The organism is Streptomyces sp. HUAS TT7 (assembly GCF_051550175.1).
Lineage (GTDB): Bacteria > Actinomycetota > Actinomycetes > Streptomycetales > Streptomycetaceae > Streptomyces.
In genome coordinates, this window is the sequence record NZ_CP196175.1 from 6,582,806 (window position 1) to 6,602,232 (window position 19,427).

At 71.4% G+C, this 19,427-nt stretch carries 19 protein-coding genes; 6 read left to right on the forward strand and 13 right to left on the reverse strand.

Going from position 1 to position 19,427, the window contains the following annotated elements; genetic code table 11:
• Nucleotides 1-61: 61 nt before the first annotated feature.
• From ACSHXC_RS29600 to ACSHXC_RS29620, 5 genes are all read right to left on the reverse strand, one after another.
• Entirely contained in the window at nt 62-1,522 is a 1,461-nt protein-coding gene (locus ACSHXC_RS29600; RefSeq protein ID WP_438294490.1) for a peptidoglycan D,D-transpeptidase FtsI family protein, read from the reverse strand.
• 64 nt (nt 1,523-1,586) lie between these two features.
• Nucleotides 1,587-2,240, reverse strand: a complete 654-nt coding sequence (locus tag ACSHXC_RS29605; protein WP_438294491.1) for a response regulator — start codon at nt 2,238-2,240, stop codon at nt 1,587-1,589.
• Complete coding sequence (locus ACSHXC_RS29610) at nt 2,237-3,457, reverse strand: sensor histidine kinase (RefSeq protein ID WP_438294492.1); 1,221 nt, start codon at nt 3,455-3,457, stop codon at nt 2,237-2,239. Before ACSHXC_RS29610 ends, ACSHXC_RS29605 begins: the two co-directional genes overlap by 4 nt.
• Nucleotides 3,457-4,440 carry a hypothetical protein gene (locus tag ACSHXC_RS29615; protein ID WP_438294493.1) on the reverse strand — a complete coding sequence of 328 codons (984 nt, stop codon included), beginning with the start codon at nt 4,438-4,440 and terminating at the stop codon, nt 3,457-3,459. The genes ACSHXC_RS29610 and ACSHXC_RS29615 overlap by 1 nt, the downstream gene beginning before the upstream one ends.
• An 89-nt stretch (nt 4,441-4,529) precedes the next feature.
• Complete coding sequence (locus ACSHXC_RS29620; RefSeq protein ID WP_053729383.1) at nt 4,530-5,300, reverse strand: IclR family transcriptional regulator; 771 nt, start codon at nt 5,298-5,300, stop codon at nt 4,530-4,532.
• 152 nt (nt 5,301-5,452) lie between these two features.
• Here ACSHXC_RS29620 and ACSHXC_RS29625 point away from each other — a divergent pair, with 152 nt between their 5' ends.
• Nucleotides 5,453-6,982 carry an aldehyde dehydrogenase (NADP(+)) gene (locus ACSHXC_RS29625; RefSeq protein WP_438294494.1) on the forward strand — a complete coding sequence of 510 codons (1,530 nt, stop codon included), beginning with the start codon at nt 5,453-5,455 and terminating at the stop codon, nt 6,980-6,982.
• 303 nt (nt 6,983-7,285) lie between these two features.
• Here the strand turns inward: ACSHXC_RS29625 and ACSHXC_RS29630 are convergent, their stop codons facing one another.
• A complete protein-coding gene (locus ACSHXC_RS29630) occupies nt 7,286-8,671 on the reverse strand; it encodes an MFS transporter (protein ID WP_438294495.1) in 1,386 nt (461 codons plus the stop codon).
• A gap of 70 nt (nt 8,672-8,741) precedes the next feature.
• Here ACSHXC_RS29630 and ACSHXC_RS29635 point away from each other — a divergent pair, with 70 nt between their 5' ends.
• The 3 genes from ACSHXC_RS29635 (at nt 8,742) to ACSHXC_RS29645 (ending at nt 11,626) form a co-directional block, all read left to right on the forward strand.
• Nucleotides 8,742-9,701 (forward strand): GlxA family transcriptional regulator, encoded by a 960-nt coding sequence (locus ACSHXC_RS29635; protein WP_438294496.1) that lies wholly within the window; start codon nt 8,742-8,744, stop codon nt 9,699-9,701.
• 85 nt (nt 9,702-9,786) lie between these two features.
• The gene (locus ACSHXC_RS29640) at nt 9,787-10,494 is read left to right on the forward strand and encodes a DsbA family oxidoreductase (RefSeq protein WP_438294497.1); all 708 of its coding nucleotides are present in this window, start codon (nt 9,787-9,789) and stop codon (nt 10,492-10,494) included.
• Nucleotides 10,495-10,576: 82 nt separating this feature from the next.
• Complete coding sequence (locus ACSHXC_RS29645; protein WP_438294498.1) at nt 10,577-11,626, forward strand: aminotransferase class V-fold PLP-dependent enzyme; 1,050 nt, start codon at nt 10,577-10,579, stop codon at nt 11,624-11,626.
• A gap of 40 nt (nt 11,627-11,666) precedes the next feature.
• Here ACSHXC_RS29645 and ACSHXC_RS29650 read toward each other — a convergent pair whose 3' ends face one another.
• Nucleotides 11,667-12,167, reverse strand: coding sequence for a MarR family winged helix-turn-helix transcriptional regulator (locus ACSHXC_RS29650; RefSeq protein ID WP_438294499.1), 501 nt, complete (start codon nt 12,165-12,167; stop codon nt 11,667-11,669).
• Nucleotides 12,168-12,269: 102 nt separating this feature from the next.
• Here ACSHXC_RS29650 and ACSHXC_RS29655 point away from each other — a divergent pair, with 102 nt between their 5' ends.
• Nucleotides 12,270-13,343, forward strand: a complete 1,074-nt coding sequence (locus ACSHXC_RS29655; protein ID WP_438294500.1) for an alkene reductase — start codon at nt 12,270-12,272, stop codon at nt 13,341-13,343.
• 49 nt (nt 13,344-13,392) lie between these two features.
• Nucleotides 13,393-14,094 carry a hypothetical protein gene (locus ACSHXC_RS29660; RefSeq protein ID WP_438296894.1) on the forward strand — a complete coding sequence of 234 codons (702 nt, stop codon included), beginning with the start codon at nt 13,393-13,395 and terminating at the stop codon, nt 14,092-14,094.
• 26 nt (nt 14,095-14,120) lie between these two features.
• Here ACSHXC_RS29660 and ACSHXC_RS29665 read toward each other — a convergent pair whose 3' ends face one another.
• The 6 genes from ACSHXC_RS29665 to ACSHXC_RS29690 form a co-directional block, all read right to left on the reverse strand.
• Complete coding sequence (locus ACSHXC_RS29665) at nt 14,121-14,771, reverse strand: hypothetical protein (RefSeq protein WP_438294501.1); 651 nt, start codon at nt 14,769-14,771, stop codon at nt 14,121-14,123.
• Between the two features lie 132 nt (nt 14,772-14,903).
• On the reverse strand, nt 14,904-15,764 hold the full coding sequence (thpD, locus tag ACSHXC_RS29670) for an ectoine hydroxylase (RefSeq protein WP_438294502.1): 861 nt from the start codon (nt 15,762-15,764) through the stop codon (nt 14,904-14,906).
• 2 nt (nt 15,765-15,766) lie between these two features.
• Entirely contained in the window at nt 15,767-16,171 is a 405-nt protein-coding gene (locus ACSHXC_RS29675; protein WP_438294503.1) for an ectoine synthase, read from the reverse strand.
• Between the two features lie 52 nt (nt 16,172-16,223).
• The gene (gene ectB, locus ACSHXC_RS29680) at nt 16,224-17,492 is read right to left on the reverse strand and encodes a diaminobutyrate--2-oxoglutarate transaminase (RefSeq protein WP_438294504.1); all 1,269 of its coding nucleotides are present in this window, start codon (nt 17,490-17,492) and stop codon (nt 16,224-16,226) included.
• Nucleotides 17,489-18,010 (reverse strand): diaminobutyrate acetyltransferase, encoded by a 522-nt coding sequence (gene ectA / locus ACSHXC_RS29685; protein ID WP_438294505.1) that lies wholly within the window; start codon nt 18,008-18,010, stop codon nt 17,489-17,491. The genes ectB and ectA overlap by 4 nt, the downstream gene beginning before the upstream one ends.
• A gap of 313 nt (nt 18,011-18,323) precedes the next feature.
• A complete protein-coding gene (locus tag ACSHXC_RS29690) occupies nt 18,324-19,421 on the reverse strand; it encodes a pyridoxal-phosphate-dependent aminotransferase family protein (RefSeq protein WP_438294506.1) in 1,098 nt (365 codons plus the stop codon).
• Nucleotides 19,422-19,427: the final 6 nt, after the last annotated feature.

The window sequence follows — 19,427 nt, forward strand, 5'->3', positions numbered from 1 at the left end:
CGGAACGCGTAACACTCCGGTCCGGGGCGCTCGTCCGTCCGCGTGCGCCCCGGACCGGGCCTCACTGCGAGGCCAGTGCGGCCTTCATCATCGCCTGGGCCACCGGGCCCGCCAGGCCGTTGCCGCTGACCTCCGAGCGCTCGGCGTCCGAGTCCTGGATGACCACGGCCACCGCGACCTCCTTGCCGGTCTTCGCGTCCTTGGCGAACGACGTGAACCAGGCGTACGGCTTCTTGGAGTTGTCCACTCCGTGCTGGGCGGTGCCCGTCTTGGCGCCGACCTCCATACCGTCGATCTTCGCGTTGGACCCGGTGCCGTCGGTGACCACCGACACCATCGCGCTGTACATCTGCTGGGCCGTCTTCGACGACATGATGCGCTTGCCGTCCGAGTCCGGGTACGACTGGAGGGTGCTTCCCTTGGAGTCCGTCACCTTGGACACCATGTGCGGCGACGACATCACACCGTCGTTGGCTATGGCGGCCGACACCATCGCCATCTGCATCGGCGTCGCCGTCACATCGAACTGGCCGATGCCGGACAACGCCGTCGACGACGCGTTCATGTTCTTCGGGTACACACTCGCCTCGGCGCGTACGGGCACGTCCAGCTTCGTGTCGTTGAAGCCGAACTTCTCGGCCATCGCCCGCACCTTGTCCTGGCCCAGGTCCACGGCCATCTTGCCGAAGACGTTGTTGCAGGAGTATTCGAGCGCGGTACGGATCGAGGCGTTCTCGCAGGGCGCGGACGCCGACTCGTTGCGCAGATCCGTCGTCGTGCCCGGCATCCGGTACGGGTTGGGGCTCGTCGTCTTCTCGTCGATCGAGGAGTAGAGGCCGTTCTCCAGCGCCGCCGACGCCACCACCAGCTTGAACGTGGAGCCCGGCGCCAGCGGCTGGCGCAGCGCCCGGTTGAGCATCGGCTGGCTCTTGTCCTCGGACAGCTGCTTCCACACGTCGCCGTCGGCGGAGGAGGACCCCGCGATCTTCGACGGGTCGTACGACGGGGTGGAGACCATGCCGAGGATGCGGCCGGTCTTCGGGTCCATCGCGACGGCCGCGCCCTCCTTGTTGCCCAGCGCCTGGAACCCGGCCTTCTGCACCGCCGGGTCGATGGTCGTCAGGACGTCGCCGCCGGGCGCGCGCTGCCGGGTGAGCGCGTCGAAGGGGTTCTGCATGCGCGGGTCGCTGCCGTCGAGGACCTTGGAGTAGATCCCCTCCAGCTGGGTCGATCCGTACACCTGCGAGGCGAAGCCCGTGACCGGCACGTACATCGGCCCGTCCTTGTAGCTGCGCCGGTAGGCGAGGTCGCCGCTCTTGGTCCTTTCCGAGCCGGTGACCGGCGAGCCGGCCACGATGATGTCCCCGAGCGGCTGCGAGTACTCCGCGATGGTGTTCCGCCGGTTCAGCTTGTCGTCCGCGAGGGCCTGGCCTTCGTAGAACTGCACATAGGTGGCTCGTCCGAGGAGGGCGAGCACCATCAGCAGACAGAAGACCGAGGCGCGCCTGATTGTCTTGTTCATCCCGTACGCAAGACGGACGGGCCGGAGCGCGGAGTTCCTGTTGTCCCGGTTTCTCAGGAAACCTTCATCGGGGCCGTACGAAGCCCGACTCGTACGCGGCGATCACCGCCTGGGTGCGGTCGCGGGTGCCCGTCTTGGCCAGGACCGAGGCGACATGGGTCTTCACGGTGGCAGGTCCCACGCCCATCCGCCCGGCGATCTCCGCATTGGTGAGGCCCGTCGTCATCAGGCGGAGCACCTCCGCCTCGCGCTCGGTCAGCCGGGCCGTCCAGGGGGCCGCGGGGCGGGCGGACGAGTGCCGGGCGGCCAGCTCGCGGACCTTCGCGGGGAACAGGAGCGAGTCGCTGCGCGCGACGAGGCGGACCGCCTGGATCAGCTCCTCGGCAGCGGCCCGCTTCAGGAGGAACCCGGAGGCGCCGGCGCGCAGCGCGTCGTACACGTAACTGTCGTTCTCGAAGGTCGTGACCACCACGATCCTCGGCGGCGCGGCCAGCGTGGCCAGGATCTGTTCGGTGGCGCGGATGCCGTCGACCTCGGGCATCCGGACGTCCATCAGGACGACGTCGGGAAGCCTGTCGCGGACGACCGAGACGGCCTCGGCGCCCGTGGTGGCCTCGCCGACGACCTCCAGGCCGGGCTCGGCGTCGAGGATCACCCGCAGCGCCGTGCGCACCATCCGCTCGTCGTCGGCGACCACCACCCGGATCGCGCCGCTCATCGCGCACCGCCGAGCGGCAGGCGGGCGCTGAGCCGCCAGACGTCACCGTCCGGGCCCGCCGAGGCGTGCCCGCCGAGCAGCACGGCCCGCTCGGCGATGCCGCGCAGACCGCGTCCGCCGCCCGGCCGCACCACCGGCGCGGCCCCGGACAGGGGGTTCTCCATCACAAGGTCCAACTCTCCGCCCTCCAGGGCGACTTGAAGGGTAACGGGTGAACTCCCGCCATGGCGAAGGGCGTTGCTCAGGCCCTCCTGGACGATCCGGTACGCCTCCCGGGAGACCAGCTCGGGCACCGAGGCCGGATCGCCCTTCAGGGAGTAGGCCACCTTCAGGCCCGTGCGGGACAGCAGGCCCTCCAGCGCGGCGAGGTCCGGCGTCGCGAGGTCGCCGTCGTCCTGGCGCAACAGGCCGAGGACGGAGTCGAGTTCGTCGACCGTGCGCCGGGTGGTCTCCTCGATCGCGGCGAGCGCCTCGCGGACGAACTCGGGGTCCGAGTCCAGGACGCGGCGAGCCGCGCTCGCCTGGAGCGTCACCGCGCTCAGGGCGTGGCCCACCGAGTCGTGCAGCTCGCGCGCGAGCCGGTTGCGTACGGCCAGCTCCGCCGCGCGCTGCTCGGCGGCGGCCAGGCGGTCGGCGGGCGACGGGCCGAGCAGGACCGGCGCGAGCCGGGCGAGCAGCGCCCCGGCCGCCGCCGAACAGGCCGCAAGGGCAAGCAGCATCGCGATCCCGGCGACCGGGGCGCATGCGATGCCCCAGCCGCTGGCGAGCGGGCCGGAGGTGCTGTACACGGTGTGGCGCAGGCCGGGGAAGACGGGCAGCGCGATCAGGAACACCGTGAACGGAGGCAGCGCCAGGCTCATCCCGCTCAGGATCCCGCCGAGCGCGACATACAGCGTGTACCAGGCGGAGGTGCGCAGGCGGGCGTCCCGGGAGCGTGCGGGGCCGTCGGCGAGCGCCGCCGGATCCACCCCGGACAGCGCCCGCGTGCCGAACACGAGCAGCGGCCGGGCGATCGGCACCAGGCCGGTGACGGCCGCGAACGGCAGCGCGACGGCGAAGGTGACGAGCGCCCGCGGGAACGAGTCGAAGGAGCTGACCCCGGGCGCGGATGAGCCGACGATGACCGAGCCCACCAGGAAGTACGGCATCAACAGGGCTCCGCCGATGACCAGATGGACCCAGCGGTGGCGGGCCCGTATCCCGAACAGCGCGCGCATTACGGTGTACGGCCGAGGCGGCTGGAGCGTCCAGCGAAGAAGTGGGCGCCGATGGTGGCGGCAAGTATCCCGGCGATCATCTGCACAGCGTAGGTCAGGTGCATCGTCGCGGTGGGGCTGTCCGCCGTGCCGTCCGTGACCGTGAGCGCGGAGAGCCAGAGCCAGCCGCCCCAGCAGGCGGTGGCGCCCGAGCCCAGCCATGCCAGGGCCAGCGGCACCCGGAGCGGAAGCGACCGGCCGAGCCCGAAGGCGGCCATCAGCACCCCCGCCGCGCCCAGCAGGGCGAACGCCCCGAACACCGCCTCCACGACGTACTGGTCGGAGGTTCGCCCCTCGGCCAGGGACGAGCTGAGGCCCGCCGCCGCACCTGTCGACCACAGCAGGTGCATACCGGCCGGCAGCAGCGAAAGGACCGCCACGGCGACGGCGGCCGTCCGAGTCACGGGCCGTACGGCGTCCCGCGGAAGCCCGCCGAGACGGCCACGCCACAGGTGGCCCCAGCGGTCGCGGGCGTACAGCGCGAACAGGGTGCCGAGGGTGAGGCCCTGGATGATGAAACCGGTGTAGACGACGCCGAAGACCCAGTCGTCGAGGAACGGGGTGCTGCCGGTGTCGGCGGGCTTGTCCACGGTGCCGCCGAGCGCGCGCACCAGGAGCTGGAGGGGGAATCCGGCCATGATCGGCGCGAGCAGGCCGGTGGCGATCCACATCGGCAGCGCGAGCAGCCAGGCCTTCACCCGCAGCCCCCACGGCTGGGTCAGGAGCAGCGCGAGCACGATCACGCAGGCGTCCATGAGCACGGTGCCGCTGTTGGCCAGTGCCATGAAGGCGCGGTGCTCAAGGAGGATGCTGTGCTCGGGGATGCCGAGACGGCTGCCCGAGATCCAGGCGATCTTGAGGGCGAGGTAGGGCAGGCAGGCGGCGATGGCCACGGCCCGCAGGGCGGGGCGGAGCGCGGGGCGGGTCAGGGCGACGGTGGTCATGTCCTCACGCTCCCGCGCGGCCCCGCCCCGCCGCGTCCTGCGCCCCGATGATCCGCCTCCGCCGCGCGGGGGAGGCGAGGGGGGACCCGTCAGAGGCGGCGGGTCGCCAGCGTCAGGCGGTCCCGGGCGTCGAACAGGGCGTCCTTCACCATCTGTTCGTGGGCCGGGGTGAGCCGGGCCACCGGCACCGAGCAGCTGATCGCGTCGCGGGCCGGGGTGCGGTAGGGGATCGCGACGCCGAAGCAGCGCAGGCCAAGGGTGTTCTCCTCGCGGTCCACGGCGTAGCCCTGCTCGCGGATGAGGTGCAGCTCCTCGATGAGCTTCTCGCGGTCGGTGATGGTGTGCTCGGTGAGCTGCTGGAGGGTCTCCGGCAGCAGCTTGCGCACCTGCTCGTCGCTGTGGGTGGCGAGCAGCGCCTTGCCGAGCGAGGTCGAGTGGGCCGGCAGGCGGCGGCCGACCCGGGTGAACGGGCGCAGATAGTGCTGGGACTGGCGGGTGGCGAGATAGACCACGTTCGTGCCGTCGAGGCGGGCGAGGTGGATCGTCTCGGTGGTGTCGTCCGAGAGCCGGTCCAGGGTGGGGCGGGCCGCGGCCACCACCTCGTCGCCGTCGATGTACGAGGTGCCGACCAGCAGGGCCCGCACGCCGATGCCGTACCGGGTGCCCGTCGCGTCGGTCTCCACCCAGCCGAGCTCGACCAGCGTGCGCAGAAGCATGTACAAACTGGACTTCGGGTAGCCCACGGCCTCCTGGACCGCGGCGAGGGAGTGCATTCCGGGCCGCCCTGCGAAATACTCGAGCAACTCGACGGTCCGCACCGCGGACTTGACCTGTGCTCCACCTGAATCGGCAGCCGACATCCAGCACCCCGCTCCTTCTCGCCCAGGCTTCTTGCCAAGGCGGAACGCCCGTTAATAGAGTCCCAGCATATTCAGCATCGGGAACTCTGTTCAGAATACCGAACAAGTCCTGGTGGGTGGCAGGAGTGGACCGGCAGTGGAAGGACAACGCGGTGAGCGCAGCAGCACCAGTCTGGAGTGTCGACCCCCGAACGGGGAAGCCGCGTGAAGAGGTGGCGGTCGAAGCCACGCCCCAAGAGGTCGACCAGGCCGTCCGGGCCGCCCACGCCGCCCGCGGGGCCCTGGCCGGCCTGAGCGTCCGCGCCGTGTTCCTGCGGACCGCGGCCGACCTCCTGGACGCCTCGGCCGAGCACGTGGTCGAGGCCGCCGACGCCGAGACGGCGCTCGGACCGGTCCGACTCAAGGGTGAACTGGCCCGGACCACCGCCCAGTTGAGGGCGTTCGCCGAGGCCGTCGAGGACGGCTCCTTCCTCGACATACGCATCGACCACGCCGACCCGTCCCGCACCCCGCCGTGGCCGGACCTCAGGCGCGTCAAGATCCCGCTCGGTGTCGTCGCCGTCTACTCGGCCTCCAACTTCCCGCTCGCCTTCTCCGTGCCCGGCGGCGACACCGCGAGTGCCCTCGCGGCCGGCTGCCCGGTCGTGGTCAAGGCGCACCCCGACCACCCGGCGACCTCGGAGCTCTGCGTCTCGCTCCTGCGCCGCGCGGCCGTCCAGGCGGGCCTCCCCGAGGACGTCGTGGCCCTGGTGCACGGCTTCACCGCGGGCGTCGAGCTCGTACGTCATTCGCTGGTGTCGGCCGCCGGGTTCACCGGGTCGGTGCGCGGCGGGCGGGCGCTGTTCGACGCGGCGGCCGCGCGGCCCGTGCCGATCCCCTTCCACGGCGAGCTCGGCTCGCTCAACCCCGTCGTGGTGACGGCCGCCGCCGCCGAGGAGCGCGGCGCGCAGATCGGAGCCGGGCTCGGCGCCTCGATGACCATGGGGGTCGGCCAGTTCTGCACCAAGCCGGGCTTCGTGCTCGCCCCCGAGGGAGAGGCGGGGGACGCCCTGCTCAAGGCCCTCACGGCGGCGGTCAGCGACACCGACGCCGGGGTCATGCTCGACCACCGGATGCGGGACGCGTTCGTCGCCGGGGTCGCCGAGCGGGCCGCGCTGCCCGGCGTCGAGGCCCCGGTCACGCCCGGCGCGGGCGGCGAGCACACGGTGAGCGGGGGCTTCCTGACCGTACCGGCGGCCCTGCTGGCCACGGAGGGCGAGCACGACCTGCTCCTGGAGGAGTGCTTCGGCCCGGTCACCGTCGTCGCCCGGTACGCGGACGAGTCCGAGATCGGCGCGGTGCTCTCGCGCCTGCCGGGCAACCTGACCGCGACGCTCCAACTGTCCTCCGCGGAGGCGGCGGGCGAAGGATCTGGATCTCAACTCCTCGCGGAACTGACCGAATTGGCGGGCCGTGTCCTTGTGGACGGCTGGCCCACCGGGGTCGCGGTCGCCCCCGCCCAGCACCACGGCGGCCCCTACCCGGCGACCACCTCCACCTCCACCTCGGTCGGCGCCACCGCCGTGGAACGCTGGCTGCGCCCGGTCACGTACCAGAGCACCCCCCAGGCCCTGCTGCCGCCGGAGCTGCGCGACGACAACCCGCTGGGGCTGCCCCGCCGCGTGAACGGCACCTTCGGATGACGCTGCGCCTGCCCGAACTGCCCTTCCCGCTGGAGCCGTTCGGGCCCGAGGCGCCCTGGGCGTACGACGACGGCGTCCTCTGCGGGTTGTGCGTGGCTGGTCGCTCCCCCAAGTTCTCGGCTTCTCCCCCAAGGCCTTAAGGGCCAGGGGACCCCCTGGCCCTTAAGGCCTTGGGGGATTTGAGGACGAGCGCCCTTAAGGCGCGAACGGGGTCTGGGGCCGAGCCCCAGGGGCCTTCACCCCCGGAGGCCACGCGGCGGAGCCGCAGAGTGTCACAGCGGGAAGGGGCGGGGTGGGGGAAAGCTACCCCGCCGACGGCCGCAGCCTCAGCGTCGCCAGCGCCGACACCGCGAACAATCCCGCCGCGACCAGCAGACTCGTACGCAGCCCCGGCGCAAACCCGCCCCCACCCGCCACCAGCGTTCCGAACACCGCGATGCTCAGCGCCCCCGCGACCTGTCGGCCCGCGTTGAGGACGCCCGCCGCAAGCCCTGCCCGCTCCTGCGGCAGCGCCTCCATCATCGCGGCGGTCAGCGCGGGCACCGAGATGCCGCAGCCCAGCGCGAGCGGGACCATCAGGAACGCGGCGAGCAGCGTGGGGGTGTGCTCGTCGGCCGACAACAGGATCAACAGGCCTGCCAGGGCCAGGAGTTGGCCGATCAGCATCGGGACGCGCGGACCGAAACGGGTCGACAGTTTGCCCGACAGCACGTTCACCACCGGGATCAGCGCCGTCATCGGCAGGAACATCAGTCCGGCCGTCAGGGCGGATTCCCCCCGCACCCGCTGGAAGTACAGGCTGAAGACGAAGATCACCCCGTAGAACGCGACGCTGGCCGCCGCGCCCGCGCCGATGGCGACGACCACCGTCCGGCTGCGGAACAGGCCGAGCGGCACCACCGGGTGTGCGACGTGGCGCTCGATCAGCCAGAACGTCACCCCGGCGGCCAGCGCGAGGGCGCCCGCCACGATCCGTACCGTGCCCTGCTCGATCACCGCGAAGGCGAGTGCGGCCAGCGCGATCGCCGCCGCCAGCTGGCCGGGCAGGTCGAGCGGCGCGGGGCGGCGCTCGGTGCGCGGTGCGCGGGCGGTCAGAGCGAGGGCGGCGAGGCCGAGGGGCAGGTTGATGAAGAAGATGCCGCGCCAGTCCCACACCGTGGTCAGCGCGCCGCCCGCGACCGGGCCGAGCGCGACGGCGACCGAACCCCCGGCCGCCCAGAGCGCCACGGCCTTGGCCCGCCGGGCCGGGTCCGGGTATGCCTGGCGTACGAGGGCGAGGGAGGCGGGGAGGACCACTGCCGCTGCCACGCCCTGTACGACGCGGGCGCCGATCAGCACGTCCAGGTTCGGGGCCAGGCCGCAGGCCGCCGAGGCCAGGGTGAAGACGACCGTGCCCAGCGCGTACGCCTTGGCCGAGCCGATCCGGTCGGCGAAGGCCCCGGTCGAGAGCATCAGCGCGGCGAACGCGAGCGTGTAGGCGTCCACCACCCACTGGAGGCCCGACATGCCGCCGCCGAGGTCGCTTCCGATCGCGGGCAGCGCCACGTTCACCACGGACGCGTCCAGGGTGATCAGCGCGAAGCCCAGCAGGGAGGCGGCGAGGGTCAGGGCGGGGGAGGCTCCGCGCGGCGGCTTCGGGGTCAACCGGTGGTCGGCGGGCGGGGATTGGAGTGCGGTGTTCGTTGGCATGCCCCCAGCTTGGCGAGCGTCGGCCGCGTACAGTAGTGGCCTGAATGCCATATGTCCGGAGGTTCTGGCCATGCCGCTGCACCGGGTCGCCGTCATCGCGCCCTCGCCCGTCTCGATGTTCAACCTCGCCATCCCCGAGCTGCTCTTCAGCAAGGTCGAGGTGGCGGGGGAGCCCGGGTACGAGCTGGTCGTCTGCACGCCCGAGCCGGGGCCGATCGCCACCACCGGCGGGCTCGATCTGTCTGTGGGCCGGGGGCTGGACGCGGTCGAGGGCGCCGACACGGTGCTCGTCGCCGGGACCGGGCAGCGCTACGAGCCCGACCCGCGCACCGTGGCCGCGGTCGCGAAGGCGGCCGCCGAGGGCGTGCGCATCGCGTCCATCTGCAGCGGCGCCTTCGTGCTCGCCGAGGCCGGACTGCTCGACGGCCGCAGTGCCACCACGTACTGGGAACTCGCCGAGGAACTGCGCAGGCGCTACCCGGCGCTCGACCTGAAGGGCGACGTCCTGTACGTCCAGGACGGCAATGTCATGACCTCGTCCGGGTATGCGGCCGGGATCGACCTGTGCCTGCACATCATCCGCACCGACTACGGTGCCGCCGTCGCCAACAAGGTGGCCCGACAGGCGCTGGTCGCGCCGGTGCGGCCGGGCGGGCAGACCCAGTTCACCCAGACCCCGCTGCCCGCCGAGCGTGGGACGGTCTGCGCGGACACCCGGGGCTGGGCGATGCGCAACCTCGACAAGCCGCTCACCCTGACGGACCTGGCCCGGCACGCGGGCGTCAGCGTGCGCACCCTGACCCGGCGCTTCCATGCCGAGAGCGGGGTGAGCCCGCTCCAGTGGCTCCTTCACCAGCGCATCGAGCGTGCCAAGGAGCTCCTGGAGACGACCGCGCTCGCCATGGACCAGGTCGCCGAGTCCAGCGGCCTGGGCAGCGCGGACTCCCTGCGCGGCCACCTCGTACGGCGCACCGGCCTCACCCCGAGTGCCTACCGGGCCACCTTCAGCAGGCTGGCCCCAGCGGCCTGACCTGGGCGGAAGCGCTCGGGAATGGGCTGGGCACCCCGCGCGTTGGCGTAAAACGTACGACCTTCAACAAACTGAGAGAAGTGACATGCGCGTCGAGATCTGGAGCGACATCGCCTGCCCGTGGTGCTACATCGGCAAGGCCCGCTTCGAGAAGGGCCTGGCGGAGTTCGCCCACCGCGACGACATCGAGGTGGTCCACCGCTCCTTCGAGCTCGACCCGGGCCGCGCCAAGGGCGACATCGGCCCGGTGATCCCGATGCTGGCCAAGAAGTACGGCCGCACCATCGAGGAGGCCCGCGAGATGGAGGCGCACGTCGCGTCCAACGCGCATGCCGAGGGCCTGGGCTACCTGGCCGACGGCCGAGACCACGGCAACACCTTCGACATCCACCGCGTCCTGCACCTGGCCAAGGCGCGCGGCCGCCAGAGCGAGCTGCTCGACCTCGCCTACCGGGCCAACTTCGCCGAGGAGCGCTCCGTCTTCGACGCGGACGTCCTGGTCGAGATCGCGGTCGCGGCCGGTCTGGACGCCGACGAGGTCCGTACCGTGCTCGCCGACGAGAACGCCTACGCCGACGAGGTGCGCGCGGACGAGCGCGAGGCGGCCGAGCTCGGCGCCAACGCCGTCCCGTTCTTCGTGCTCGACCGCAAGTACGGGATCTCCGGCGGCCAGCCCGTCGAGGTCTTCACCCAGGCTCTGGAGCAGGCCTGGGAGGCGCGCACCCCGGCCCTGAAGATCGTCGAGGGCGACGCCGAGGCCTGCGGCCCCGAGGGGTGCGAGGTTCCCCGCTGACACCCTTTCATAAGCGCTACTTATGGGTATAAGCCAATTTTGCCCAATTGACTTGGGGTTGGCGGGGATTCAGGGTGGAGTCATGGAACTGGACTCCCTCGCGCGCAGCGAGTTCGCACCGCAGACCACCTACCTCAACACCGCAAGTGTCGGGCTGCTGCCCGCCCGGACCGTGGCGGCCATGGGCGAAGCCGTGGCCGCCTCGGCCGCCGGGGCGCCGACCGACATGTTCGGCGACGTGGAGGCGGCCCGCGCCGGCTACGCCCGGCTCGCAGGCGTGCCCGGGCGGCGCGTCGCGGCCGGTGCGTCGGTCGCCGTCTACACCGGGCTCGTCGCCGCCTCCCTGCCCGAAGGATCCGAAGTCCTCGTCCCGGAGGCCGAGTTCAGCTCGGTGGTGAACCCGTTCCACATGCGCCGCGGCCTGAAGGTGCGCACCGCCCCGCTGGAGCGCCTCGCCGAGGCGGTGCGGCCGGGCACCGCGCTGGTCGCGGTCAGTGCGGTCCAGTCCGCCGACGGCCGCATCGCCGACCTCGCCGCGATCCGCGAGGCCGCCCGCGCCCACGGCACCCGGACCCTGGTCGACGTGTCCCAGGGCGCGGGCTGGTACCCCGTCGACGCCGACGCGTACGACTTCACGGTGACCGTCGGCTTCAAGTGGCTGACCACCCCGCGCGGGGTCGCCTTCCTCACCGTCCCCGACGACCTCGGCGGCCTCGATGCGATCTTCGCGGGCTGGGTGGCCGGCGAGCACCCGTGGGACAGCTGCTACGGGCCGGTCGAGGAACTCGCCCACTCCGCGCGGCGGTTCGACGAGAGCCCCGCGCTCTTCTCGTACACCGGGGCCCGCCATTCCCTCGCGCTCATCGAGGAGCTGGGCACCGAACGCATCCGCGCGCACAACACCGCGCTCGCCGACCGCTTCCGCGCGGGGCTCGCGCCGCTCGGGTACGAGCCGGTGGCCGCGCCCGGCTCGGCGATCGTCGCGGTGCCCGGACTCGGCCACCGCCAGGAGGAGCTGAGCCGCGCGGGCATCGAGCTCTCCAACCGCGCGGGCAACCTGCGTGCGGCCTTCCACCTCTACACCTCGGCCGAGGACGTGGACCGGCTGCTCGACCTGCTGCCCGCCCGCTGAACCCGGGGCGCGCCCGAGGAGCCGAGGCTCCCCGGGCGTCTCACTTCCCGCAGTCGGCCTCGTCGCCTGCCGTTCGGCACAGATTGGCCTCGACCTTCCCCAACAGCCGTGCCAGCTCGGCCTGTTCGGCCGGGTCGAGGCCGGTCAGGGTCTGCTTCTCCAGGTCGCTCCAGGCCGCCTTCACCCGCTCGTGGAGTACGAAGCCGTCCTCGGTCGACTCGACCAGTGAGGCCCGCCGGTCCTTCGGGTCCGGGCTGCGCCGCACATAGCCCGCCTGCTCCAGGCGCTGGAGCATCTTGGTGACCGTCGACGGGTCGAGTTCGAGCAGCTTGATCAGCTCGGACTGCCGGGTCGCCCCTGCGTCCCACAGGTGCATCATCAGGAACTCCTGCCCCGGGTAGAGCCCGATGGTGCGCAGTAGGCGGCCCGCGGCGATGCGGTGCAGCCGGGCCACCCGGGAGACCGCATGGCTGAACGGCCCGCAGGCGGCGGCGCTCGGCAGGCGGGAGTGCTGAGTACAGGCGGGGTCTTCGGAGGTCATGCGCCAAGATTACCTTGGTCGGCCAATCAATGCGTTACAGTGACTCTCGTCGCCATTACTTGGTCGACCATATATTTTCTGCACGTCTCCTTGGAGGCTGTTGTGACCACTGCTTTCGACCCGATCGACCTGGCCGGCACCCGGCTCGCCAACCGCATCGCCCTGGCGCCGATGACCCGCAGCCGCGCCCACGGCCCGGGGAACTCGCCGACCTCCTCGACGGCCGAGTACTACGCCCAGCGCGCCTCCGCCGGCCTCGTCATCACCGAGGGCGTCCAGCCCTCCGTGGTCGGCCAGGGTTACCCCGACACCCCCGGACTGCACAGCGCCGAGCAGATCGCGGCCTGGCGCAAGGTCACCGACGCCGTGCACGCCAAGGGCGGCCGGATCTTCGCCCAGCTGATGCACACGGGCCGGATCGGCCACCCCGATCTGCTCCCCGACGGGCTGATCAACGTGGCCCCGTCCGCAGTGGCCGCCGCGGGGCAGGTCTACACCCACGAGGGCCCGAAGCCGTTCGTCACCCCGCAGGCGCTGAGCGAGGACCAGATCCGGGTCACCATCGGCGAGTTCGTCCTTGCCGCCCGCAACGCCGTCGAGGCGGGCTTCGACGGGGTCGAGCTGCACGGCGCCAACGGCTACCTCATCCACCAGTTCCTCGCGCCCAACTCCAATGTGCGCACCGACGGCTGGGGCGGCTCGGTCGAAGGCCGCATCCGCTTCGCCGTCGAGGTCACCAAGGCCGTCGTCGCCGAGATCGGCCCCGAGCGCACCGCCATCCGCCTCTCGCCCGGCAACCCGTACAACGACATCGCCGAGCCCGAGCCGCAGCCGACCTACACCGCGCTCGTCGCCGCCCTCGAACCACTGGGCCTCGCCTATCTGCACCTCCTCGAAGGCAGCCCGGAGCAGCGGGAGTTCACCCTTCAGCTGCGCAAGTCGTTCTCGGGTACGTTCATCCTGAACGCGGCGACCGAAGGACCGACCGGGCCCGACGCGCTCGCCCTCGTCGAGGACGGCACCGCCGACCTCATCTCCTACGGCGCCCTCTTCCTCGCCAACCCGGACCTGCCGGCCCGGCTCAGGGCGGGCGGCCCCTACAACACTCCCGACCGCTCCACGTTCTTCGGCGGCGACGACCGCGGCTACACCGACTACCCGGCGCTCGACGCGTGAAATCCGCTGGTCACGGCCCGGGCGTGCGATGCAGTATCGGGCCGTGACCATGGACACGAGCAGCACCGGGCGGGTGCGCGAAGCCGTCCGCAACAACGCCGAGTGGTGTGCCGCGCTCTGCCGCGCGCACGGCATCGCGGGGGAGCCGGGACCGTACGCCTGGACCAGCCCGCGCAGAACGCCGCTCTACTACCCGGACGCGGTGACGCTCACCCCCGAGGCCTCGCCCCGCGACATCGTCGGCCGTATCGACCTCGCGGTGCCGGGCGCCTCGGTGAAGGACAGCTTCGCCTCGCTCGACCTGACCGGCGCCGGCTTCGAGGTGCTCTTCGACGCGCAGTGGATCCAGCGCCCGGCTCCGCGAGCCACCGGTGAGGGGTGGCAACTCGTGCGTGCCGAGGGCGAGTTGACCGAGTGGGAGCGGGCCTGGTCCGACGGGGACAGCGAAGGGCTCTTCCCGCCGGCACTGCTCGCCGAATCCGCCCACGCCTTCCTCGCGGAGCGGGACGGGGAAGGAAAGGTGGTGGCGGGAGCGGTCGCCAGCAGGAGCGGACAGGTCGTGGGCATTTCCAACCTGTACGCGGTCGACGGAGACCGGGACACGGCCTGGTCCGGCTGCCTCGACACCGTCGCCCGCGCCTGGCCGGGCCTCGCCGTCGTCGGCTACGAGAGCGGCGACGACCTGGCCGCGGCGCTGCGCGCGGGCTTCACGGCGGCCGGACCGCTCAGGGTGTGGCTGCACCAGGGCTGAGCGGCTCGCCGTGCGTGTGCCGGGTGTCAGCCGATCGGCTCGCCGTACCAGCGCCACTTCTCCGGGCGGGCCCGCCCCGGCAGATCCGCCCGGCCGCTGACCCAGAGCAGCACCCGCCAGCGGTCCGGGTCGTCCGGCACGTCCCGGAAGAGGCGGGCGAGCACCCGGTCGCACAGACCGGCCGGCGGGGCCCAGGCCAGCCCGAGCCCCTCGGCCACGTCATGCGTGTGCAGCAGGGTCTCCACGACGCCCATCGCCCCGAAGCCCTCCGGGTCCGAGATGCCGTAGCCGTGGTACGCCCGCACCTCCGGTGAGGTGGTGCGGACCATCGCGGTGAGCAGGGCGCCGCTCGCCTCCAGGGTCTGCAGGAGCCCGGCCGGCCCCGCCGCGCGGTCCGCGTGCACCGCGTTGCGGGGGCCGCCGGGACGTTTCGCCTCCCACAGGTACGGTACCTCGCCGTCCAGCGGCGGCTGGGCGGGACCGAGCTGCACCGCGTAGGCGAAGAGATCGTCCGAGAGGTGCTCGACGGTCTCCCAGCAGTCCCACTCCAGCGTTCCGGCCTTCACGCCCCAGTCCGCCGCGAGCCCGGCCCGCAGCGTGGTCACTGCAAGGCGCACGGCGTGCTCGACGTCGGCGGCGGTGACGGGAGTTCGTGAAGATTCATCGACCAAGGACATGGGGGGACCGTACCAACGATCTCTGTGGGCACGGCCCCCGGGAGCCGACGTTCACCGCACCGGCGTGAAGTCCCTCGCCCCGATGCTGTGTCTCCCGGGGGCAACCCCCGGACCCCCGGCCGGGAAGGCGCTTCACCGCACCGGCGTGAAGTCCCTCGCCCCGATGAACTCCGGTCGGCGGATCGGGGCCGCGAAGGGTTCCTGCGCCGCGTTCTCCACGCTGTTGAAGACGATGAAGACGTTGCTGCGCGGGTACGGGGTGATGTTGTCCCCGGAGCCGTGCATCGCGTTGCAGTCGAACCAGGTCGCCGAGCCCGCCCGGCCGGTGAACAGGCGGATGCCGTGCCGGTCGGCCATCTTGGTGAGCGCCTCTTCGGACGGCGTCCCCGCGTCCTGCATCTGGAGGGACTTCTTGTAGTTGTCCTTCGGGGTGGCGCCCTCGCAGCCGAGGAAGTCCCGGTGCGAGCCGGGCATGATCATCAGGCCGCCGTTGGTGTCGTGGTTCTCGGTCAGCGCGATCGAGACCGAGACGGCCCGCATCCGCGGCAGGCCGTCCTCGGCGTGCCAGGTCTCGAAGTCCGAGTGCCAGTAGAAGCCCGAGGCGCCGAAGCCCGGCTTCACGTTGATCCGCGACTGGTGGACGTACACGTCCGAGCCGAGGATCCGGCGGGCCGTGCCCACCACCCGCTCGTCGTGTACGAGCCGCCCGAAGAGTTCGCTGATCCGGTGCACCTCGAAGACCGAACGCACGGACTGCGACTGCGGTTCGATGATCGACCGCTCATCGGCACGTACGGAAGGGTCGGCGATCAATCGCTCAAGTTCCGAGCGATAGAGCGATACTTCGTCGTCCGTGAGCAGATCTTCGATCGCGAGGAAGCCGTCCTGCTCGAACGATTCGAGCCCGGCGGACGGCCCCCAGACGACCGGGTCCTGGCGGGGTGTGATCACCTCGGCGGCGCCACGGGTGGGGTAGAGATCCTGGGCGGTCATGGTCAGCCCTCCTCGGGTTCGGTCAGCAGGGGGTAGACGCCGTTCTCGTCGTGGTCCTCCCGTCCGGTGACGGGCGGGTTGAAGACGCAGACGCAGCGGAAGTCGGTCTTGGGACGCAGGGTGTGGCGCTCGTGGCCGTCGAGGAGATACATCGTGCCCGGCGCGATCCAGTGGGTCTCGCCGGTCTCCTCGTTGGTGAGCTCGGCCTCGCCCTCGGTGCACAGCACGGCCTCGATGTGGTTGGCGTACCACATGGAGGTCTCGGTGCCCGCGTACAGGACGGTCTCGTGCAGGGAGAAGCCGACCTTCTCCTTCGCGAGCACGATCCGCTTGCTCTCCCAGGTGCCGGAAGCGGCCCTGACGTGGCGGTCGGTGTTCTCGATGTCCTTGAACGAGCGGACTAGCACGGTGAGTCGATGCCCTTCTCTGTTTGCTGTACGTCGGTGGGGTGCGGGCGGATCAGACGGTCGCGGCGACGGCGCGGGCCAGCGTCCGCAGGCCCTCGTCGAGCTCCTCGGGCGTGATGGTCAGCGGCGGAAGCAGCTTGACCACCTCGCTCTGCGGTCCCGAGGTCTCCAGGAGCAGCCCCAGCTCGAAGGCGCGGGCGCAGACCTCGGAGGCGCGGGCCGGGTCGGCGAACTCCAGGCCCCAGACCAGGCCGCGGCCCCGGTAGCTCGCGCCGAGCCGGCCGTGCTCGGCGCACAGCGCGAGCAGCGCCTGCTCGACCTGCTCGCCGCGCGCCAGGGTGTGCTTCTCCATCTGGCCGTCGGCCCAGTACGCGTCCAGCGCGGCGGTCGCGGTGACGAACGCCGGGTTGTTGCCGCGGAAGGTGCCGTTGTGCTCGCCGGGCTCCCACACGTCGAGCTCGCCCTTGAACAGGCAGAGCGACAGGGGGAGTCCGTAGCCGCTGATCGACTTGGAGACGGTGACGATGTCCGGCACGATGCCCGCCTCCTCGAAGGAGAAGAACGCGCCGGTGCGGCCGCAGCCCATCTGGATGTCGTCGACGATGAGCAGCATGTCGCGGCGCCGGCACAGGTCGGCGAGGGCGCGCAGCCACTCGGCGCGGGCCACGTTGATGCCGCCCTCGCCCTGCACGGTCTCCACGATCACGGCGGCCGGCTTGTTGAGGCCGGAGCCCTGGTCCTCCAGGAGCCGCTCGAACCAGAGGAAGTCGGGCACCCGGCCGTCGAGGTAGTTGTCGAACGGCATCGGCGTGCCGTGCACCAGCGGGATGCCGGCTCCGGCCCGCTTGAAGGCGTTGCCGGTCACCGCGAGCGAGCCGAGCGACATGCCGTGGAAGGCGTTGGTGAACGAGACGATCGACTCGCGGCCCTTGACCTTGCGGGCCAGCTTCAGCGCTGCCTCGACCGCGTTGGTGCCGGTCGGGCCGGGGAACATGACCTTGTACGGCAGGTCGCGCGGGCGCAGGATCACGTTCTGGAACGTCTCCAGAAACGCCCGTTTCGCGGTCGTCGCCATGTCCAGGCCGTGCGTGATGCCGTCCCGCTCGATGTAGTCGATCAACGCCCGTTTCAGTACGGGGTTGTTGTGGCCGTAGTTGAGTGATCCGGCCCCGGCGAAGAAGTCGAGGTAGCTGTGGCCGTCCTCGTCGGTGAGGCGGGCACCCTGCGCGCGGTCGAACACGGCGGGCCAGCCGCGGCAGTAGCTGCGCACCTCCGATTCGAGCGACTCGAAGACACTGAGGGCGGGCGGGGTGATGGTCACAGCGATTCTCCCTGGGGGTGGAGGGGGCCGATGCGGTAGAGGACTTCGGGCTGGTGCCCGTCGTCGGGGAACAGGCCCGCATCGAAGAGGAGTTCACGGTCGAGGGCCGCGCCGCGCCGCCTCGCGTACGAGGTGAAGAGCCGGTCGGAGGGGATGTTGTCCGGCGACACCGTCGTCTCGACGCCGGTGATCCCGTGCGAGGCGCACACCTTCGCGGTCAGCGCTTCGAGCAGCAGCCCGGCGAGCCCGTGGCCCCGGTGGGCGCGGTCGACGGCGACCTGCCAGACGACCAGGATGCTGGGGCGCTCGGGCCGTACGTAGCCGGTGATGAACGCGATCGGCTCGCCGGCGTCGTCCCGGGCGACGGCGGAGGTCCCCGCGAAGTCACGGCACCAGAGCAGATAGCTGTACGAGGAGTTGAGGTCGAGTACCTCGGAGTCACGGGCGATGCGCCAGATCGCGGCTCCGTCCTCCACTCGTGGGCTTTCGATACGGACTGCTGTTTGCGCGGCGGTCATGCCGAGCGAATTTACCGACCGGAAATTGAAATTGCATTCCCGTCAGGGGGTGTGCAAGGAGGGCGTTCGTGTTATCACGCGAGCATGTGCGCGAGGCGATTTGTCCAGGAATTACCGGACAAAAAGGAACGGATGTGGAGTCGATCACACCCATGTGACCGCCCCGGAACCTTGTTGAAACCTTTGCGTTTGAGGTCGGAAAGTCGGGGCAGAAGAAAACGGGAAGCTGCGGTTGATAAGCAGCTTCCCGTTTTGTGGAACGTTTTGCAGAATTCAGTTGTGCTTTACGTGCCGGAGGATCGCGGAAAAAGTGTCACCAGGTTTCGGAAACGGCCTTGCGGGCAGCTTCCAGGTCCACTGCGATCCCGTACTCGCCGAGCGCCGCACCCAGCGCCGCGAGCGAGGACTGGACGACACCGCGCGTGGCGTCCACGCCGTAGTGGTTGACCCGGATCATCGTCGCGGCCAGCGCGCCGCCGCCGGCGATCAGCGGCAGCGAGGGGTCGGAGGCGAGCGCCTTGGCGACCAGCTCCGAGGCCTCAACTCCCTCCGGCGCACGCAGCGTTGTAGCCACCGGGGCGGCGTCCGCGGCCTCGTGGACGTACGGGGCGAGCCCGCCGCCGAGCGCGACGGCGCCCGCCCGGGTCGCGGCGGCGGCCGAGGCGTGCCGGGCCATCAGCGCGTCCAGGCCCTCGGACTCGATGCGCTCCACGCACGCCTCCAGGGCGAGCATCTCCAGCTGGGCGGGCGCGTGCAGCAGGGCCCTGCGGCCGCCGTCGATCCAGCGCTGCTTCCAGTCCAGGAGAGAGAGGTAGGAGCGGCGCGGCGCGTTCGGGTTGGCGGCGATGCGCTCCCAGGCACGGGCGCTGACCGAGACCGCCGAGACGCCGGCCGGGCCGCCCATCGCCTTCTGCGCGCCGATCACACACAGGTCCACGCCCCAGGCGTCGGGGAGCAGCGGCTCGGCGGCCACCGAGGCCACCGCGTCCAGCATGAACAGGGCGCCGTGCCGGCGCACGACCTCGCCGATCTCCGCGACCGGGTTCGTATTGCCGGTCGCCGCCTCGGCGTGAACGAGCGAAACGAAATCGATCTCCGGGTGTTCGGTGAGCGATCGATCGATCTGTTCCGCGGTGACCGCCGCGTGGAACGGCACCTCCAGATCGATCACCTCGGCCCCGCAGTCGCGCAGCCAGTTGCCGAAGGTCTGCCCGTACGGACCGGTCACCACGTTCAGCGCGGTGGAGCCGGGGTGCGCGGCACCGCGGATACAGCCCTCCAGGGGGAGCAGCGCCTCGCCCTGCATGATCACCACGTCCTGATCGGTGTCGAGCAGGGCGGCCACGCGGCGCTCGATCGCCGCGAAGTGGTCGGCGGTCAGCGGGGCCAGGTCCAGGAGCGGGTGTGTCACGGCGGT

Excerpts from the sequence above, each read along its gene's own strand:
- ACSHXC_RS29600 (WP_438294490.1), bottom strand. The coding sequence starts at position 1,522 with ATGAACAAGACAATCAGGCGCGCCTCGGTCTTCTGTCTGCTGATGGTG.
- ACSHXC_RS29605 (WP_438294491.1), bottom strand. The coding sequence starts at position 2,240 with ATGAGCGGCGCGATCCGGGTGGTGGTCGCCGACGACGAGCGGATGGTG.
- ACSHXC_RS29610 (WP_438294492.1), bottom strand. The coding sequence starts at position 3,457 with ATGCGCGCGCTGTTCGGGATACGGGCCCGCCACCGCTGGGTCCATCTG.
- ACSHXC_RS29615 (WP_438294493.1), bottom strand. The coding sequence starts at position 4,440 with ATGACCACCGTCGCCCTGACCCGCCCCGCGCTCCGCCCCGCCCTGCGG.
- ACSHXC_RS29620 (WP_053729383.1), bottom strand. The coding sequence starts at position 5,300 with ATGTCGGCTGCCGATTCAGGTGGAGCACAGGTCAAGTCCGCGGTGCGG.
- ACSHXC_RS29630 (WP_438294495.1), bottom strand. The coding sequence starts at position 8,671 with ATGCCAACGAACACCGCACTCCAATCCCCGCCCGCCGACCACCGGTTG.
- ACSHXC_RS29635 (WP_438294496.1), top strand. The coding sequence starts at position 8,742 with ATGCCGCTGCACCGGGTCGCCGTCATCGCGCCCTCGCCCGTCTCGATG.
- ACSHXC_RS29640 (WP_438294497.1), top strand. The coding sequence starts at position 9,787 with ATGCGCGTCGAGATCTGGAGCGACATCGCCTGCCCGTGGTGCTACATC.
- ACSHXC_RS29645 (WP_438294498.1), top strand. The coding sequence starts at position 10,577 with ATGGAACTGGACTCCCTCGCGCGCAGCGAGTTCGCACCGCAGACCACC.
- ACSHXC_RS29650 (WP_438294499.1), bottom strand. The coding sequence starts at position 12,167 with ATGACCTCCGAAGACCCCGCCTGTACTCAGCACTCCCGCCTGCCGAGC.
- ACSHXC_RS29660 (WP_438296894.1), top strand. The coding sequence starts at position 13,393 with ATGGACACGAGCAGCACCGGGCGGGTGCGCGAAGCCGTCCGCAACAAC.
- ACSHXC_RS29665 (WP_438294501.1), bottom strand. The coding sequence starts at position 14,771 with ATGTCCTTGGTCGATGAATCTTCACGAACTCCCGTCACCGCCGCCGAC.
- thpD (WP_438294502.1), bottom strand. The coding sequence starts at position 15,764 with ATGACCGCCCAGGATCTCTACCCCACCCGTGGCGCCGCCGAGGTGATC.
- ectA (WP_438294505.1), bottom strand. The coding sequence starts at position 18,010 with ATGACCGCCGCGCAAACAGCAGTCCGTATCGAAAGCCCACGAGTGGAG.